This is a genomic window from Ruegeria sp. BK1 (genome assembly GCF_056535645.1).
Genome location: NZ_JBQFIS010000004.1, coordinates 97,749 through 111,722, shown reverse-complemented (window position 1 = coordinate 111,722; position 13,974 = coordinate 97,749). Strand labels below are relative to the sequence as shown.

17 protein-coding genes and 1 pseudogene are annotated in these 13,974 nt (G+C 57.6%); 12 read left to right on the top strand and 6 right to left on the bottom strand.

The window, feature by feature from the left end; all coding sequences use genetic code 11:
* Positions 1–7 precede the first annotated feature (7 nt).
* Complete coding sequence (locus tag ACR3E7_RS23585) at positions 8–811, top strand: ABC transporter permease (RefSeq protein ID WP_170417829.1); 804 nt, start codon at positions 8–10, stop codon at positions 809–811.
* Positions 812–819: 8 nt separating this feature from the next.
* On the opposite strand, the gene ACR3E7_RS23580 is transcribed toward ACR3E7_RS23585, so the two are convergent.
* Positions 820–1,527 (bottom strand): IclR family transcriptional regulator, encoded by a 708-nt coding sequence (locus ACR3E7_RS23580; RefSeq protein WP_170417827.1) that lies wholly within the window; start codon positions 1,525–1,527, stop codon positions 820–822.
* A gap of 85 nt (positions 1,528–1,612) precedes the next feature.
* Between ACR3E7_RS23580 and ACR3E7_RS23575 the strand changes: the two genes are divergently transcribed.
* From ACR3E7_RS23575 to ACR3E7_RS23530, 10 genes are read left to right on the top strand one after another with little or no spacing between them, the layout of a single operon-like run.
* Positions 1,613–2,383 (top strand): arginase family protein, encoded by a 771-nt coding sequence (locus tag ACR3E7_RS23575; protein WP_170608326.1) that lies wholly within the window; start codon positions 1,613–1,615, stop codon positions 2,381–2,383.
* A complete protein-coding gene (locus ACR3E7_RS23570; RefSeq protein ID WP_170417821.1) occupies positions 2,376–3,050 on the top strand; it encodes a hypothetical protein in 675 nt (224 codons plus the stop codon). Before ACR3E7_RS23575 ends, ACR3E7_RS23570 begins: the two co-directional genes overlap by 8 nt.
* Positions 3,050–3,925 (top strand): arginase family protein, encoded by an 876-nt coding sequence (locus ACR3E7_RS23565; RefSeq protein WP_170417818.1) that lies wholly within the window; start codon positions 3,050–3,052, stop codon positions 3,923–3,925. Before ACR3E7_RS23570 ends, ACR3E7_RS23565 begins: the two co-directional genes overlap by 1 nt.
* A complete protein-coding gene (locus tag ACR3E7_RS23560) occupies positions 3,922–4,215 on the top strand; it encodes an arginase family protein (RefSeq protein ID WP_480719599.1) in 294 nt (97 codons plus the stop codon). Before ACR3E7_RS23565 ends, ACR3E7_RS23560 begins: the two co-directional genes overlap by 4 nt.
* Positions 4,212–4,931 (top strand): agmatinase family protein, encoded by a 720-nt coding sequence (locus tag ACR3E7_RS23555; RefSeq protein ID WP_480719596.1) that lies wholly within the window; start codon positions 4,212–4,214, stop codon positions 4,929–4,931. The genes ACR3E7_RS23560 and ACR3E7_RS23555 overlap by 4 nt, the downstream gene beginning before the upstream one ends.
* Complete coding sequence (locus tag ACR3E7_RS23550; protein ID WP_480719594.1) at positions 4,928–5,311, top strand: hypothetical protein; 384 nt, start codon at positions 4,928–4,930, stop codon at positions 5,309–5,311. Before ACR3E7_RS23555 ends, ACR3E7_RS23550 begins: the two co-directional genes overlap by 4 nt.
* Positions 5,312–5,356: 45 nt before the next feature.
* A complete protein-coding gene (locus tag ACR3E7_RS23545) occupies positions 5,357–5,620 on the top strand; it encodes a hypothetical protein (protein WP_480719592.1) in 264 nt (87 codons plus the stop codon).
* Positions 5,617–7,062 (top strand): aldehyde dehydrogenase family protein, encoded by a 1,446-nt coding sequence (locus tag ACR3E7_RS23540; RefSeq protein ID WP_170417809.1) that lies wholly within the window; start codon positions 5,617–5,619, stop codon positions 7,060–7,062. The genes ACR3E7_RS23545 and ACR3E7_RS23540 overlap by 4 nt, the downstream gene beginning before the upstream one ends.
* Positions 7,062–8,258, top strand: coding sequence for a CaiB/BaiF CoA transferase family protein (locus ACR3E7_RS23535; protein ID WP_170417806.1), 1,197 nt, complete (start codon positions 7,062–7,064; stop codon positions 8,256–8,258). Before ACR3E7_RS23540 ends, ACR3E7_RS23535 begins: the two co-directional genes overlap by 1 nt.
* The gene (locus tag ACR3E7_RS23530; protein WP_170417803.1) at positions 8,255–9,082 is read left to right on the top strand and encodes a citryl-CoA lyase; all 828 of its coding nucleotides are present in this window, start codon (positions 8,255–8,257) and stop codon (positions 9,080–9,082) included. Before ACR3E7_RS23535 ends, ACR3E7_RS23530 begins: the two co-directional genes overlap by 4 nt.
* A 464-nt stretch (positions 9,083–9,546) precedes the next feature.
* On the opposite strand, the gene ACR3E7_RS23525 is transcribed toward ACR3E7_RS23530, so the two are convergent.
* Entirely contained in the window at positions 9,547–10,458 is a 912-nt protein-coding gene (locus ACR3E7_RS23525) for a homocysteine S-methyltransferase family protein (RefSeq protein ID WP_170417800.1), read from the bottom strand.
* An 84-nt stretch (positions 10,459–10,542) separates the two neighbouring features.
* Between ACR3E7_RS23525 and ACR3E7_RS23520 the strand changes: the two genes are divergently transcribed.
* Positions 10,543–10,842 (top strand): MBL fold metallo-hydrolase, encoded by a 300-nt coding sequence (locus ACR3E7_RS23520; RefSeq protein WP_170417797.1) that lies wholly within the window; start codon positions 10,543–10,545, stop codon positions 10,840–10,842.
* Between the two features lie 482 nt (positions 10,843–11,324).
* Here ACR3E7_RS23520 and ACR3E7_RS23515 read toward each other — a convergent pair whose 3' ends face one another.
* The 4 genes and pseudogenes from ACR3E7_RS23515 to ACR3E7_RS23500 form a co-directional block, all read right to left on the bottom strand.
* Positions 11,325–12,731 carry a DUF7986 domain-containing protein gene (locus ACR3E7_RS23515; RefSeq protein ID WP_174819503.1) on the bottom strand — a complete coding sequence of 469 codons (1,407 nt, stop codon included), beginning with the start codon at positions 12,729–12,731 and terminating at the stop codon, positions 11,325–11,327.
* Positions 12,732–12,846: 115 nt separating this feature from the next.
* Positions 12,847–12,987: pseudogene (locus tag ACR3E7_RS23510) on the bottom strand (DUF6429 family protein); the annotation flags it as partial.
* A gap of 155 nt (positions 12,988–13,142) precedes the next feature.
* On the bottom strand, positions 13,143–13,445 hold the full coding sequence (locus tag ACR3E7_RS23505) for an SH3 domain-containing protein (protein ID WP_152460662.1): 303 nt from the start codon (positions 13,443–13,445) through the stop codon (positions 13,143–13,145).
* 102 nt (positions 13,446–13,547) lie between these two features.
* Positions 13,548–13,940, bottom strand: coding sequence for a GFA family protein (locus tag ACR3E7_RS23500; protein WP_152460663.1), 393 nt, complete (start codon positions 13,938–13,940; stop codon positions 13,548–13,550).
* Between the last annotated feature and the right edge of the window lie 34 nt (positions 13,941–13,974).

The following is a 13,974-nucleotide window of genomic DNA, read 5'->3' as shown; positions in this document are numbered from 1 at the left end:
TCTGAAAATGGAACAAGTCGGACAACGTAAAATCGACGGCCTGTGGCTGACAGTGGTCGGCATTGCTGTGCTGTTCTTTCTCATCCTGCCCACGCTGATCGTTATCCCGATGTCGTTTTCGGGGGCATCCTATCTGGAATTCCCGCCGACATCGCTCTCGTTTCGCTGGTACGTGGCCTATGTCACGTCGCCGGAATGGATGAGCGCAACAAAGACCTCGCTGATCGCGGCGGCGCTGACCACGGCAATCGCGACGCCCCTGGGCTCACTTTGTGCCTATGGTCTGCATTGCTCTGCGCCTCGTATCAGGAGCGCGGCTCAAATCCTTGTGATCATGCCGATTGTCGTGCCAGTGATCCTGATCGCTGTTGGAGTGTTCAGCCTCTATGCCAAGCTGGGGCTCAATTACACACTGACCGGGATCGTGATCGCCCATACTGCGCTGGCGCTGCCATTCGTGATCGTGACGGTGATGTCGGGATTGCAGAATTATGATTTCGATCAGGAGCTTGCAGCGCGCAGCTTAGGGGCGTCCCGTGCATACGCATTGTGGACAATCACCGTACCGCAGGTGAAATTCTCGATCCAGACAGGGGCTTTTCTGGCATTTATCACGTCGCTGGACGAGGTTGTGATCTCGATGCTGGTCTCGGGCGGGGAAAACGCCACAATCACCCGGCGCATGTTCAATTCACTGCGTGATCAGCTTGATCCGACAATCGCGGCGATCTCGACCTGTCTGATTGTCGTGTCCATCACGGCGCTTATCGGTGTGCAGATGATCGGGCGTCGGAAAGACAAGGCACAATGATGCGGGTCTTATTTTTCGCCAAACTCCACCCGAATCTGGCGGGCGGCATCAAGGACCGCCGCGCGATACTTTTCGACGGCTGTGTCATTGAAGCGGACGCGCAGGCCGGACAAGCTGATCGCGCCCAGCAATTCATCTTCGAACCCAAGAACAGGAACCGACAGTCCGGCGACGTCAGGATCGCGTTCACCAAGGCTGAGATAATACCCGGCCTTTCGGATGCTGGCCGCCTGTTTTCCCTGCCGGATGGAATAAGCATCCAGCACCTGACCCGAAGAGCCCATGCTCAGCGGAATGATCTCGCCCTCCTGAACGTGATCCCGCGCAAGCCTTGGCGAATTGACCCGGTAGAGGCACACGCCAGAGTTGCCGCGTTGCACATAAAACGACGCACTTTCGCCGGTCGCATTCACCAAATTCGCAAGCACCGGTCGCACAATTGGCCCCATCCGCAGGTTTTGGCGAAACACGGATCCAAGACGCCACAAAGACGGCCCGAGGTGAAACAGACCCTCGGCGTCTCGCGTAATATGACCAAACTTTTCAAGCGACACGCTCAGACGCAGAATTGTCGCCTTGTTGACCCCGCTGCGGTCCGCAACCTCCTTCAAAGAGAGGCCTGCATCGCCCGGCTCAAAGATGTCCAGCACACGCAATGCGCGCTCTACCGCTTCGACACCACCATTGGCGTCAGGGGATCGGGGCTTGTCGGGCATAGGCAGACCTTTCGACGCAAATCCGTCGCTTTTTATAGCCGGTTTGAGCGCAATTGGAAATCGCAAATAACGAAGGCGTCTGGCAATGAATAGCGCGCGGAAACAAATGATAACAGCTGGTTATGCGGACCTTCCTTTTGGCATTCATTCGCAATGTAAGGCTGATTGTGTTGGGGTTATGGGCGTTCCGAGCGAAGTTAACACCGGGCCCCGATCCGGCACCTCTCTGGCACCCGATGCGCTGCGCAAAATGACTGCCCAACTTGGGATCGGACTGCCTGTAGATGGTCGGGATCTTGGCAATCTGGACCTGTCAGGGGATTGGCCTGCCGCGTTGGAACAACTTGTGACGCAAATGGTGGATCACGGTGTTGTACCCGTTGTCTTGGGTGGCGCGTCTGATGTCGCCTCGGGTGTGCTGGGGGCCTTGCCTGATCTGCCAGTTGTCGCGGCCATGCCGTTGGCCCGGCGTGATATCGCGACGCGAACAGCCAACACGATCTGGGTGGGATTGAACGGCGATCAACCTGCTGGTGTCTGGGATCTGATCAGCCAGCGCAAGATGGATTGGCGCACCGCGCGGCAGTTGGATGAAGGGCACGGCGACTATTCTGACACGCCCGAGCGCGCTGTCTTGTGGATCGACATATCGGTCATTGATCTGGGGCATGCAGCTGGCAGCGTCGGCCTAAATCCCGGCGGGATGAAACCTGAAACGCTGGTTTCCGTCATTGGTGCCATGTCCTGTAAATGGCAGGCGATTGTGATCACCGGCCTTGCGCCTGCGCGCGACACCAGGGGAATGTCGGAACTGGCGGCGATCGAAACCCTGAACGCGGCGTTGCACAATGAGTGAAGCGGCGCAAATACAGTTTGACGCGATCCCCAGTTTTCTGGGCGCATCCATTGGCGATCTGGAAGATCTCGTGCCCGGTCAGGTCGCGATTGCAGGCTATTTTTGTGACAATCTCGCCCGGCCATCGGCAGGGCAACGCTATCTCGCGCGCCAGCTTCGGTATGCGTCCTGCCCCACAGTAACACCCGCGAATGCAATTGACCTTGGGGACGTGAACGTCTTTCCGCTAGAACCTGACAAGCATTTTCTCGCAGTTGCCTCGCAATGTGAATCGGTTCTTGAAACCGGTGCCCGCATGGTGTTGGTAGGCGGCGATTCCAGCGGTTTGGAAGCGCTTGACGTCGCCGCAAGACAGGTCACAGGTGCGGATGTTCCCATCATTGGGGTCAATGGCGGCGCAGTGAGCCATTTGCCCCGCACCCAACCGGTCATCCTGTCTGTGGATTTACAAGAGCTTGCGGGCAAATGGGTATCGCACCCGCATCGCCTGACGGGAATGTCACCAGCACAAATGATCGCGCAAATTGACGCCACCCCGGGCGATACCATCGCGGCTGCGGTTTTTGGGCTTGCCCCGGAACTGGACAACCGTGGCAAGGCTGAAACCCGCGCTGCACTGGCGATCCTGCAAGCGGTCACAGCTCGTCTTGAGAAAGGAGCAGGCTGATGCCTCTACGTTCGGCCCCGTTGCCGCGCATGGCAGGGCATCTGTCGTTCATGCGCTCTCAGACCAAAGCAATCGGCGACGTCCGGTCTGGAGATCTGGCCGTACTGGGCATCCCGTTTGAAGATACAAACGCACCTCATGCAGGGCAATCTCTGGCGCCGCGTGCATTACGCGAAACCTCGGTCTATTTCGGTTGGCACGCAAATCCACAATTCAGTCACCCCGTAGATATCGATGCGCGTCAGGATATCAGTACCGATGGCCTGCACGAGCGGCTTTGTGATCTCGGAGATATTGCACCGGGGTCCGAAGATGCGATCCACGCGGCCTTGAAGGCGGCCATGCGTCAGATCAGCGACAATGGCGCCTGTGCAATCTTTTTGGGCGGATCAGATCGCATGTCCGAGACGGCGCGGAGCGCGCTCCCTCATTGTCAGACAGTGCAGCTTGGCGGTACACCAGCCGATGCGCGCGATTTTCATATTGCGCCCTTGCCGAACGGAACGACCACGCCGGTAAATAGAGATACTGCCGCGCAGCGTGCCGCGTTTTCAGAGTGGCGGGATCCATCAAAGCCGTTGTTTGTTCGGTTTGATCTCTCGGTGTTTGAAACATCGCTCAGTGCGCTTTGTGATCGGCCCCGTTTGGGGGGCTGCGATCTTGCGACGGTGGTGCAATGGCTTGAGCTTTTGGGACGGCACGAGGTCAGCGCCATTATGTTGACCGGTCTGAATCCGAACCGTCCCGGAATGGGTGTCGTGAAGGTTGGCCAACGCCTGATGGTCACGGCTCTTCTGGCGTTTATCTATGCGCGCCTCGGCTTTGGGATTGATTTTCCGCGCCGCCAAACTTCCAAGGAAAAAGTACTGACATGACTGCAGCGATAACGACATTTCTCCCGCCTCTGGCACAACCGGGGTATCGGCTGTTTGATGGGCCTCTGCTCGATGCCGCCGACGTCCGTCCGGGCCAAATCGGTGTGGTGGGTATGCCCAGCGATTGGACACATTCAAGCCGGCTCGGAACCAGGTTTGGTCCCGAGGCGCTGCGTAAGGCAACGACGGTATTGCAATCCATGCGACCGCAGGGGTCAGTTTTGATCCAGATACGGGCCAAAGAAGCGCAACGGCCAGCGACTGGCTCGTGGATTGCGGGGATGCAGTGATCACCCCTGAGGATGTAGACGCAACCACCGAGGCCATTGCCGCAATGACCGAGGCGCTGAGCGTTGGAGGGGCGATCCCTCTGGCACTGGGCGGTGATCACTATAATAGCTTCCCGGCCTGCCTTGGCTATTCCCGTGGGTTGGCCAAACGCGCACCAAATGCACGTTTTGGGTATATCCAGATCGACGGTCATCTGGATTTCTCTGACCGGCTTGGCGCGTGGGGCAGCCATAACCACGCAACCAATGCCCGTCGGATTTCCGAACTGCCCAATGTCGACGTGTCCAATATGGTTTGGGTCGGGATCACCGGTTGGGTCGACAGCGGTGAACTCGCCTTGATCGAAGAGCAGGGCGGTCGGGTGTTTTCGGCTGGCGACGTACATAAATTGGGGACGGCAGAGGCAATTCGTCAGGCGTTGGAGCATGCCATGAAGGGATGTGACGAACTGTATCTGTCAATCGACATCGATGCGATGGACGCTGGCTACCTCCCCGGCACCGGCTCAATCGTTCATAGCGGTATTACACCGCGTCAGTATTACGATCTGCTGGATGGGCTGGCCGAGGCCCCGTTGGGTGGACTGGATATTGTTGAGGTGTCCCCTCCTCTTGATCCGTCGGAGCGTACCGAATTTCTGGCTGCAGAAATGTTGTTCCGGATCCTGCGTCGCTTCCGCACACAACCTGTGACCGGGGCGGTGACAGAGCAATGATGGACTACAAAGGAACAGAGCAGCTGGGTGGGTTTTCCCATGCAGGAAAAACACTTGCGCCCGCGACACGGCCCTGGATCACAGACCTGTCAGCGCTTTGCCCTTACGAGGGCCTGCAACCCGGGAACCTACCGGAATTTGAACGCGACCCGAATTGGGACAACTGGGCGCTCACCGACAGTCCCAAAGACCCGAACCTGCGCCTGAACTGGCATCTATTTGAGGACGGTGGAAGAAGATTGATGGTCGCCGACCGGATGCTTATGAGCCGCGTCAGCTGGCAGGATCTGGATGATGCGGGGTATGTCCATGGCACAGAGCTGTCGATTGATGGACGCCTGTTTCGCTGCCGGTTGCTTACGGGGGGATACGCCCTGTAGTGACCCTTTTCAGGGGCGACGCGCCCCAATGAATGGGATGCGCTGGTGGGGGGCAGCGGGGCGTTGAACGCTCCGCAACCGGACCCGGCCAATAGTACAGCACCGCTTTGCCCGGATCATCTGACCTCGCCTCATAACCGTTTGTGGAACTGGTTCGGCGCGGTCAGCTGGACCGCCGAACCGGTTGCCAGACGGGCCGATGGGCGGGTGTGCAGGGGCTATCATGGCCCGACCTATTTTTACGTGAATACTGTGGACCACCGGCATGAAGATATCGGGTGGCGACCAGTTCTTGAGGAAGCGCTATGACTGCAAACCCCTTTGCCAACTTTATCGCCGGATCATGGGTTGCTAGCAGCGACGCGGCCCCCAATGTCAACCCGTCCGACCTGAACGACACGATCGGCGAGTATGCCCGGGCAAGCGCCGATCAAACGGTTGACGCAATCGAGGCCGCGGCCGCGGCCCTGCCGAATTGGCGCAAGACATCGCCTCTGGTCCGGTTCGAAGCGCTCGACCGGATCGGGTCGGAAATCCTCGCCCGTGTAGACGAGCTGGGCGATATGCTGGCCCGCGAAGAGGGCAAAACCTTGCCCGAAGCCAAGGCCGAAGCGCATCGCGCCGGGCATTTGTTCAAATATTTCGCGGCTGAGGCGTATCGTGCGACCGGCGACACCTACCAATCTCTGCGCGAAGGTGTGTCGCTAAATGTTGTACGCGAGCCAATCGGCGTTGTGGGCGTAATCACGCCCTGGAATTTCCCACTGGCGATCCCCGCATGGAAAATCGCACCCGCTCTGGCCTATGGCAATACGGTTGTGTTCAAACCTGCCGAACTGGTGCCCGGATCGGCATGGATGTTGTCCGATATTATTGCCCGTGCGGGCGTGCCTGAGGGGGTGTTCAACCTTGTGATGGGAAAAGGCCGTGAGGTTGGGGAGGCAATCGTTACGCACCCCAAGGTGTCCGGGGTCACATTCACCGGTTCCACACCCGTCGGTCGCCATATGGGGGCGGCGCTGTTTGCGCGAGGAGCGAAAATGCAGCTGGAGATGGGGGGGAAGAACCCCTTGATCGTGCTGGATGACGCCGATCTGGATCTGGCGGTGCACTGCGCCGTTCAGGGCAGCTTTTTCTCAACCGGACAACGCTGCACAGCGTCTTCCCGCCTGATTGTGACCGAGGGCATTCACGACGCATTTGTTGACCGTCTTTGCGCGGCAATGAAAGACCTTCGGATCGGTGATGCGCGCGCTCCGGAAACCCAGATTGGTCCGGTCGCCAGTGAAGCGCAGCTCGCCATCGACAAACGATACGTGTCTCAGGCTGTGGATGACGGTGCAACGCTTGCCGCAGGTGGTGGCGAGGTCAAATCCAAAACAACCGGCCATTACTTTGCGCCTGCGTTGTTTACGGATGTGTCACCCGACGCAGCCGTGGCACGAGACGAAATCTTTGGGCCCATCGCCGCCGTGTTACGCGTGCCGGATTACGACGCCGCCCTGGCCACGTCCAACGACTGCGAATTTGGATTGTCCGCAGGAATTGTCACGCGGGATCCCGCCAAAATCGATCACTTCTCGCAGAACGCCGAAGCAGGCATGATACAAGTCAATCTGCCCACCGCCGGCATGGATTTCCACGCACCCTTTACGGGCCGAAAGGGATCCTCTTATGGTGCACCGGAAAAAGGCAGCTATTGCCGCGAGTTTTTCACGGCGGCCAAGGTTGTACACGCGGGGCGCGGATAATGTCGCAGACACCTTTGAAGGGCATTCGTGTTCTTGATCTGACCAATGTCCTTGCCGGTCCGTTCTGTTGTCATCATCTGGCGCATCTGGGCGGCGAGGTTATCAAGGTCGAAGCCGTCGGTCGGGGCGATCTCGCCCGCCAACTGGGGGCCGACCCAGAGCTGAACAAAGTCAACATGGGCGTGTCCTTTCTCGCCCAGAACGCGGGCAAGAAATCGGTCACGGTCAACCTCAAGAACCCACGGGGTCGAGAGATTTTTCTGAAACTGGTCGAAACTGCAGATGTCGTGGTTGAAAACTTCCGGCCCGGCGTCATGACGCGCCTCGGCGTGGGCTACCAGACCCTGAAAGAGGCCAATCCGACCCTCATCTATTGTGCTATCTCCGGCTTTGGCCAAGAGGGCCCGTGGATACGCCGCCCGGCTTATGACCAGATCATACAGGGAACCTCGGGTGTGATGTCGATCACCGGGGATAGCGACAGCGCGCCGCTGCGCGTTGGATATCCGGTGGCAGACACTGTGGGGGGCATCACCGCAGCCTTTGCGATTTCATCTGCTCTGAACGCCAATCCGCGCGGCACCTTTATTGATGTGTCGATGCTGGAATCGGTGCTGGCGACAATGGGCTGGGTGGTGTCGAACTATCTGATCGCCGGCGTCAATCCGACTGCCAATGGCAATGAAAACCCCACTTCGGCGCCTTCCGGTGCGTTTGAAGCGAAGGGCGGGTTGATCAACATTGCCGCAAACAAAGACCAGCAATGGGAGCTACTGACGGACCACCTGGGATTGGCCGCGCTGCGCGAGCGGCCTGAATATGCCACGCGCGAGGATCGCAAACGCAATAGGCTGGCTCTGAAAACTGAGCTGGAGACCGTGTTGAAGACCCGGTCACCGCGCGACTGGGCCAAGGAACTCAATAGCATTGGTGTGCCATCAGGAGCGGTTTTGACAGTGCCGGAAGTATTGGAAATGCCGCAGGTTGCAGACCGCGGTTTCCTCGACCAGTTTGAAAACGTCCCCGGCGTCGGACGCGACATTCAGGTTGCCACGACCGGGATCAAATTGGACGGCAGCGCGCCCACCGTCGATGCACCACCGCCCACATTGGGGCAGCACAACTCTCAAATCTGGAGCGAGTTAGGTCTTTCACCGGAAGACATTGAAAAACTGGCAAAGGATGGCGCGATATGACGGACCCCGCAGGACGCAATGACGCCGATGCCATTTGCCACTGGTGGCGCACCGAAATTATCGACATGGCTCCGGGGCGGATCGCCTTTCGCGGCCACCCGATCCAGGACCTGATCGGAAACGTCAGCTTTGCTCAGATGATCTGGCTCATGGTGCGCGGCAATTTGCCCACGCCAGAACAGGCGGCGCTTTTTGAATGCGCGCTGGTGGCGGGCGTGGATCATGGTCCGCAGGCGCCATCGATAGCCGCAGCGCGTATGGCCGCGACCTGTGGGCTGGGGCTCAACAACGTCATGGCCACCGGGGTCAACATGTTGGGTGACGTGCATGGCGGCGCCGGTGAACAATGCGCCGAGCTTTATTTCGACGTCGCCAAACGGATGGATGACGGCGCTGAACAGGAAGTTGCCGTCCGCGACGGTATCGCCGCCTGGTGTGAGGAAAATGGCAAGATCGTCTCGGGTTTTGGCCACCGTTTCCACAAGCCCGTCGATCCCCGCGCACCGCGATTGATGGCGTTGGTACGCGAGGCCGCGATGTCAGGCACTGTAGAAGGGCGATTTGCCGATATCGGTGAAGCTATACAGACGGAAATCGGACGTAAGCGCGGTGCCGATATCGCGATGAATATCGATGGGGCCACGGCTGTTATCTTTTGCGAATTGGGGTTCCCGGCACCGCTTTCCCGGGGATTGTTCTGTCTTTCCCGCTCGGTTGGCGTCTTGTCTCATGGCTGGGAACAGATTCAACAGGGCGGGCGGAACAAGGGGCCAATGCCGCCGCGTTATCTGCCGGAATATATTGGTGTCAAATCGGAGCGCTAACCCGATGACCATTGATGGTGCGAACGCCTAAATTCACACCGAACTTGGCATTGAAGCGCCACTGGCGTGTGGACTGTTTTGCCGGTCTCGGTCATTGGGCATCCCCCCCTAGAAGCAGACCCAACATGTTAGTCTGAACAAAGATTCACTTCTTTGGTGTTGTCTTTGAAGGTATTTCAATCCAGGCGAGAATCGATACATTTTCACGCTTGTTCTGACGTCAGCGAAGCGCACCGAGCTGCCATCGCGACAAGCGCGGCGAATTCACACTTGGTCCGCGATGCGTGAGTTTGTCGATCGCTGGATTTCGCAGTCGCAGCTAAAGTCCGGTCTGGTGGGCCGCACCGCAGCGATGCGCGCCCTCGGTCAACGGCAGCAAAGGGCCGATCTCCTAACAAGTTGTGGAAAGAAATTACGGGATCACCTTAGATCTCAGCGTTATCGCTCAGATTGAACCAAGTTGGCTATGCTAGTTCGCTGATCATCGATTTCAGATGGCGCATGTCGGTACCGCAGCATCCTCCAAATACTTGGATCGACGGATTCTGCCTCGCAATCGCGGCAATCTGTTTACCAAGTTCAGCTGGATCGCCTTCGTCCAGCTCATCTGCTTCGTCAAGTTCCGCATGCGAGCAACTCGAAGCGTTCGCCACAAGGCCTCTCAGCCGGGGGTGGTTGCCAAGCGCTCCGGCGAAATGGGTAGGGTGAGCGCAGTTGACCATAAAAAACAGCGCCGCCGAGTCGGTTGCTGCGTCGATCTGGTCAATTCCGTCCACAAGTTTGGTCCCGTCTGCCAGGCACCCGTCTGTCTCAACAACCAGAGACATGATGATCGGCAGTTCAGCGTCCCGGGCGGCGAGGATGCATCCCGCTGCCTCGCTTGGGCGGTTGAATGTATAAGCGGTGACCAGATCGAGGCTTGTGTCTTTCAGGCTGTGCATTTGAGCGGCGTGGTATTGACGTGCATCTTCGACGGGTACCGGCGGGATGTCGGCGTAAGGATCATGGCGCGGGCCGATGCAGGCCGACACCAGTACATCATCGCGAGCGGCAGCTTGGCGCACGTCTTCCATTAGACTGACCGCATCTTTGTTTACTTCGGCGAGCCGCTCTGCATCGTACCCCAAGGGCGCTGCCCGGTCGGCGTTCGCCATCCATGTGGGCGCATCAAGGATGCATCCGACATTCATTTCACGGGCCAGATCGACAAGAGCCTGCATTTGACCGGCCAGTATCACCCTGGTGCCAGGTTCTTCCAGCAATGGAAACGACGCGAAACCGGGAAGCTCAATTCCATGATTGAAAATCAGGTCGGTGCCAGTGCCGGCGTAAACCAGAAAGGGCTTGTTACCTTCGAGTGGGAGCTGTCGCGCCATTCTGATCCACGCCTATTGCCGTTACCTCTGCACAAGAAACCTACTTTGTCTCGGGCCTCCTGTGAACCTTAGGACTGCGACAGGGTGTATTCCGTCACTCTGATCCCCACGCCAGGCCAAACACCAGGTCATGTCTCGGTCGAAATCACCAGTGGCGACCGGCGCGCTCTGATTACAGGTGATGCAATCCATACAACCGCCCAGTGCTGGCATCCCGAGTGGCATTTTATGTTTGATTCCGATGCTGAGATGGCCGTGACATCCCGTCGGAAACTGTTGGAAAGCGCCTCGGAAACGGGATGTATTGTGCTGGGAAACCACTTCGCTTTGCCGTCTATTGGTCGGGTGAAGGCGGACAACGACGCGTTTCGCTGGGAGGACTAGCCCAGGTTGTATTTTGATGTGCGCGGGTCTGTTGTGGGATGGCGGCTGACGTGAAAGTTCGACGCGCCGCGCAGCTTACAGGCAATGATCGGCGAAACTAAATCTCGAACCCATTGGGCTATGTCACATTCCCTTGAATTCTTGTTTCACAAGCTTTCTCTCTTCACCATTTTGTGAAAGCCTGAAGCAGTTATGAGTGACAGAGTGTGCAATTTTCAGAAAACAGTGGTTCTTTCTGAACTCCAATCAGCTCTCTTGGACGGAATTTGTGATCACTGCGAGGTGACAAGTTCGGAACTGGCCAAGAGTGGAGAGGTGCTGGAAATATGTGGACAAGAGTACTGTTTCGATTATGAAACCGGTGTGTCCACGGAGACTGAAATTTTGTTGTGCCCCAGCTGTCACGAGGCAAACCATCTGGACGCGCAGCGACAGCATAACCCTTGCCACATCTCTGCAAGACGCAGCCGGGAAAACATGGGTTAGTCGATGGGTTCAGGAGGCGAAGCTTTGGAACGGTTTTTGCAAGAACCATCGCTGGTCCAATTTCGGTAGTCTGACAGACCAAGCTCGTCCCACATCCAGCCGAAATCATACTCAGCCACCGGAGAGCCGGTCTGGCGCGCGCTGCGGTTTTCGATTGTCTTCAGCCAGTCTATGACTTTCTTCCTGCCCGCCGTGCTGCGAACGGCCTGGCGCGGGGTCTTGCCATCCAGGGCAGGAATCGGCTGGTCAAGCGTATCGCGGTAATGCTGTTCGAGATATTCGTGGGCCATCTGACGGGCAAGGGCACGGGGGATGTCCTCTTCTTCTGCCACTCCGTTACTCGTGCTGTCATCCGCCATCATCTGTTCGGCGGTCTGGATTGATGTCAGCGGAGATTTCACCAGGTCGCCCAGGAGGTCCCGGACCAGGGCTTCGCCGCGTTCAGCGCGCGCTGTAGAGCTCACAGAAAGTGTGAGTGTCCGACCTTTCAGATCTAGGGACCCAAGCACGGAGGCCCCTGACATTGATTTGTCCAACACGAGGCCGGTGCCGTGCTTGGTGCCGGACGGGGTGTCGAGGTCAAGCCAGGTCCAATCCTTCTGGCCTGAGATCACGAGTTCTGCGGACTGTGTTAGCTTTTCAGATACCTGGCTTTGCGTCACTTTGCTGGCGAGGGGGAAGCGCATGTCGTGAAAGAGCAGGTTGTCGCCATCGCTGTTGCTGATTTGTGGTGGTTCCGGATCCAGTAGGTTCGGCAGATGTGCGAAGAGCCAGGCATTGGTGAAGAGGGGTGCGGAACGGTGTAGCTGATCCTGTGTCAGCCTCAGTTCAACGTCGGGGTTCAATTTCAACACGGAGCGGAGCCCGTCTTCAAAAAACGCGACGGTGTCGGGGTCGAATGGGAGCAGCGCCCCCGAGATCACGTTATAATCCCCCTGTGCGACAACCCGAGCTGCGATGCGATCCCATCGCTGCAGCATCTGCGTCGCGCTGTGTTCCCGGACGGTAACCGGCTCTGCGTCCGAAAGCATGTTGCGCAAGACCATGGATCTGCCGGGGTCTACCTCGCTCACCTCATAAAGGCTGACCGACGCGTCCCGCAATCCTTTGATATAGGCGCGGGTCTGCGCACTCTCCTTGGAACCGCTCCCTTTCAGATAAGCATCCGCAGCGTTTTCGGCGTCCGCTCCGAATGTCCTGCCCAGCAAATCTTCCAGGCCACCACCCCACAGGACCATCGGCCAATCCTCGCCCAGCAAGTCGCCCAGATCCTCGAACTCAAGATCGAAGGCCTCGAGCGCTGGCAGAAAATGCTCGTCCAACACATCAGCGAGCCGCTCATGCCAAATCTCGTCACGGGTGATAAACCCGATGAGCCCACCAAGATCGTTCCCCGTTGTCATCTTCAGCTTCTCCCTGTTTGCCGGACAGGGGCGATTTAGCGCAGATTGCAACCGCCAGCCAGCCCACACGCGTATGCAGACCTGCGTTACATGGAGGGACTTGTCATGGCGAATGCTATGTCTTTGGCTCCCGCCCAAAAAGCTCTGTGAAAAGCTTTTCGGAGCGGCGCAGGCCTTCATCGGTCAGTACCACCGATTTTGCCTTTCCAACCGGGTCCAGGATCAATCCGTTACGGTGCAGGCGATCAAGCGCTCCCCAGTCAAAGCCTTAGGGCCGTCCTGAACCCAGCGAATTCGGGGATGTTGCGAGCCGCTTCGACGACGGGTGTGAGCCCAACTAGTGGATTCGTCAGGGCGTTTCCGCCGGTATTCTATGATTGCTAAAAGATGGTGGTGCTGATCGCTGTCGTATTAGATTTTCCGCAAATATGCCCAAGAGACGTATCCCTTAAGCTTGCGCGCGCGCTCCAAAGAGACGCGGCACCAACGGGTGCCACCGGTCTGCTCACAGCCGTGAACTCGTAGTGCGGTTCCATTTGGAAGACCAACGATCACATTGAACCCTGTTCCAGGCCCACTGCGCATTTTTAGCATGTCACCGTCTTCGACGCCAAAAACCTCATATGTTCCGAGTGACGCGGCCGCCGCCGGTTTAACGTCCATGACGACCCCCAGGAACAAAGCCATTAGGGGTAAAAAGATTGCATTGCGCATCGCGATGTCCTGCTTATTGCCTCAACGACAATCGTAGCAACTCGGGTCACCAAGAGGAACAACTCCAAGACAGAAATGTAGGTGATACCAAAGCTTCAAACGCTACATTTCTTCCAAATGGTGGGGAACCCTGGCCCAGTTGGGGGCATCTTTCACAAAAACCTTGCTCGTTGGCTTGAAGTTGTTTGGCTCATCCAATGTCCCAGCCGCAATGCTCGTCAATCCGAAGGCTGTCACGCCCCACAGGCCTGATCCGCAGGTGCCACAAAAATGCTTGATGACAGGTCGACCTTCCTTTGAGGTCTTCTCAAAGGTCCGTGGTTTGCCTTTCAGCAGCTGCAGGTCTTCCGACTTTATCATGTACCCGGCATAACCGTCCGTTCCGGTCATCGATAGGCAATCACTGCAAAAACACATGAGTTGCATTACTGCGCTGCCAGTGACCTGGTATCGAACCTCACCGCAAAAACATCCGCCTTCCAAGATTTCAGCCACGTTGCCTTCATCCTTCTATTTCGTTTTGCAAGAT

Coding starts and splice junctions, on each gene's coding strand:
- ACR3E7_RS23525 (WP_170417800.1), bottom strand. CDS start 10,458: ATGGCGCGACAGCTCCCACTCGAAGGTAACAAGCCCTTTCTGGTTTAC.
- ACR3E7_RS23585 (WP_170417829.1), top strand. CDS start 8: ATGGAACAAGTCGGACAACGTAAAATCGACGGCCTGTGGCTGACAGTG.
- ACR3E7_RS23505 (WP_152460662.1), bottom strand. CDS start 13,445: ATGCGCAATGCAATCTTTTTACCCCTAATGGCTTTGTTCCTGGGGGTC.
- ACR3E7_RS23580 (WP_170417827.1), bottom strand. CDS start 1,527: ATGCCCGACAAGCCCCGATCCCCTGACGCCAATGGTGGTGTCGAAGCG.
- ACR3E7_RS23565 (WP_170417818.1), top strand. CDS start 3,050: ATGCCTCTACGTTCGGCCCCGTTGCCGCGCATGGCAGGGCATCTGTCG.
- ACR3E7_RS23535 (WP_170417806.1), top strand. CDS start 7,062: ATGTCGCAGACACCTTTGAAGGGCATTCGTGTTCTTGATCTGACCAAT.
- ACR3E7_RS23575 (WP_170608326.1), top strand. CDS start 1,613: ATGAATAGCGCGCGGAAACAAATGATAACAGCTGGTTATGCGGACCTT.
- ACR3E7_RS23515 (WP_174819503.1), bottom strand. CDS start 12,731: ATGACAACGGGGAACGATCTTGGTGGGCTCATCGGGTTTATCACCCGT.
- ACR3E7_RS23570 (WP_170417821.1), top strand. CDS start 2,376: ATGAGTGAAGCGGCGCAAATACAGTTTGACGCGATCCCCAGTTTTCTG.
- ACR3E7_RS23540 (WP_170417809.1), top strand. CDS start 5,617: ATGACTGCAAACCCCTTTGCCAACTTTATCGCCGGATCATGGGTTGCT.
- ACR3E7_RS23560 (WP_480719599.1), top strand. CDS start 3,922: ATGACTGCAGCGATAACGACATTTCTCCCGCCTCTGGCACAACCGGGG.
- ACR3E7_RS23530 (WP_170417803.1), top strand. CDS start 8,255: ATGACGGACCCCGCAGGACGCAATGACGCCGATGCCATTTGCCACTGG.
- ACR3E7_RS23550 (WP_480719594.1), top strand. CDS start 4,928: ATGATGGACTACAAAGGAACAGAGCAGCTGGGTGGGTTTTCCCATGCA.